This window comes from Segeticoccus rhizosphaerae (genome assembly GCF_009192725.1).
Lineage (GTDB): Bacteria > Actinomycetota > Actinomycetes > Actinomycetales > Dermatophilaceae > Segeticoccus > Segeticoccus rhizosphaerae.
This window is the reverse complement of the sequence record NZ_VOHR01000486.1, coordinates 1-1999: the sequence shown is the minus strand read 5'-3', so window position 1 is coordinate 1999 and position 1999 is coordinate 1. Positions and strand designations below refer to the sequence as shown.

Here is a 1999-nt window from a genome sequence, read left to right as displayed (position 1 = left end):
CGAGGCTCGTGCGTGCGCTCAGCGCGCCGGCGGACGAGGCTGCCCTCGTGGCCGCGGTGCACGGGGCCCGTCTGCTGGTGCCGATCGTGGCGGCGCCGGGCGAGGTCGACGAGTCGGACGCGCTCGCAGTGGAGAAGTCGACCGACATGGCAGTGGTCACCCTGACCGCGCCGGACGGGCGACGAGCACTGCCGGTCTTCAGCAGCATCGAGGCGCTGCAGTCGTGGGACGTTACGGCCCGGCCGGTGCCGGTGACGAGCTCTCGGGCGGCGCAGGCGGCCGTGCAGGAGCGGTGTGACGTCATGCTCCTCGACCTCGGCCGACCCGAGTCGTTCGTGCTGCGACAGAGCATGGTGTGGGCGCTCGCGATGGACCGGGAGTGGGTGCCTGCGCACGAGGACCCGTTCGTCCGCGCTGCCCTCGGACGTGCGGTGGCCGAGGAACCCGACGTCGTCGGGTGGTCCGCCGAGGCGGGGGAGCCCGCTGGCACCGGGACGCTGCGGCTGGTGCTGCGACTCCGGCCCGGTCTCGATGCCCAAGCGGTGCAGGCCCTCGCCACCCGGCTGGGAGAGCAGGTCGCCACCGACGGCGAGACCCGCGCGCGCATCGACGGACTCAGCTTCTCCATCCAGCAAGCCTGAGCGCACGGCGAACCCCTCGGCACGCCCGGGAGGGTCAAAGGCGGCGGCAAATTCGGTCGGCGGCGCTCTTTCGATATGGAAGTATTGCGCCCATGCCCCTCGCCCCCTACCAGCGCGTCCTCGCGCAACGTGACGTGCGCCGAGCCCTCCTGCTCGGGCTCCTGATTCGCGTGCCCCTCTTTGCGGCCGGCGTCATCCTGACGCTGCACGTCGTCGACGACCTGGGCCGCAGCTGGAGCGACGCCGGCCTCGTGGCGGGGGCCGCGACGGTGTGCATCGCCATCAGCGGGCCGTGGCGGGGCAAGCTGCTCGACCGGCTCGGCCTGCGGCGGGTCGTGCTGCCGTCACTGCTCGTGGCCGGGGCCTGCTGGTCGGTCGCCCCGTTCCTCGGCTACTGGCCGCTGCTGACCCTGGCTTCCATCGCCGGACTCTTCGTCGTCCCGACCTTCTCGATCATCCGGCAGGCGGTCATCGCGGCGGTGCCGGAGGGCGACCGCCGCACGGCGCTGTCCCTCGACTCGGTGGTCGTCGAGATGGCGTTCATCATCGGGCCCGTGGCGGCGATCTGGTTGACGGCCGTGTGGCCGACCGCCTGGGTCCTGTTCACCCTGCAGATGCTCGGCGTCGCGGCCGCAGTGGTCCTGTGGTGGGCCAACCCGGCGATCGTGTCGGCATCCACGCTGGCGGAGGACCGGATCGCAGCCCGCGTTCCCAGGAACGCGTGGCTGCGGCCGCGCTTCGTCGCGGTGTGCGCAGCGGCAGCTGCCGCCACGGTCGTGCTGACCGGCTCAGACGTTTCGCTCGTCGCGGCGCTGCGCGAGTGGGACGAGGTGCCTCGGCTCGGCGTGGTGCTGCTGCTCTGGGGGCTCGGCTCCATCGTCGGTGGGCTGGTCTACGGCGCGCAGGGTCGACCGATCCCACCCTTCCTGCTGCTCGGGGTCCTCAGCATCATGACGATCCCGCTCGCCGTGGCCCCGGGAGTGGTGTCCATGGCCGTGATCTCCTTCGTCGCGGGGCTGGTCGTCGCGCCGACGGTCACCGCCACCGTCGATGCCGTGACGCGGATCGTTCCCGACGGCGCCAGGGGAGAGGCGCTCGGCTGGCACGGGTCGTTCATGACCGCGGGCTCGGCGCTCGGCGCGCCCATAGGCGGAGCCGCCATCGACCGGTGGGGCTATGCCGGAGGGTTCCTCTCGGTGGCAGCGATCGGCCTGCTGATCGCGATGCTCGGCGCCGGTGCCACCTGGTGGCGTCATCGTGGCGGAGCCCGACGGACACGCAAGCCTGCGGCGGCCGGCACCGTGGAGCTCGCCGCCTGACCGGCAGGGCAAGCAGTGACGGTCCGCGGCCGGGGCTGC

General features: G+C 72.7%; 2 protein-coding genes. Both read left to right on the top strand.

What is annotated here, in order from left to right:
* A partial coding sequence (locus FRW57_RS20925) for an SseB family protein (RefSeq protein WP_152186972.1) occupies positions 1-641 on the top strand: 641 nt, incomplete at its 5' end.
* A gap of 92 nt (positions 642-733) precedes the next feature.
* Positions 734-1960: an MFS transporter gene (locus tag FRW57_RS20920; RefSeq protein ID WP_137120977.1), complete on the top strand. Its 1227-nt coding sequence runs from the start codon at positions 734-736 to the stop codon at positions 1958-1960.
* The last annotated feature ends 39 nt before the right edge of the window (positions 1961-1999 follow it).

Excerpts from the sequence above, each read along its gene's own strand:
- FRW57_RS20920 (WP_137120977.1), top strand. The coding sequence starts at position 734 with ATGCCCCTCGCCCCCTACCAGCGCGTCCTCGCGCAACGTGACGTGCGC.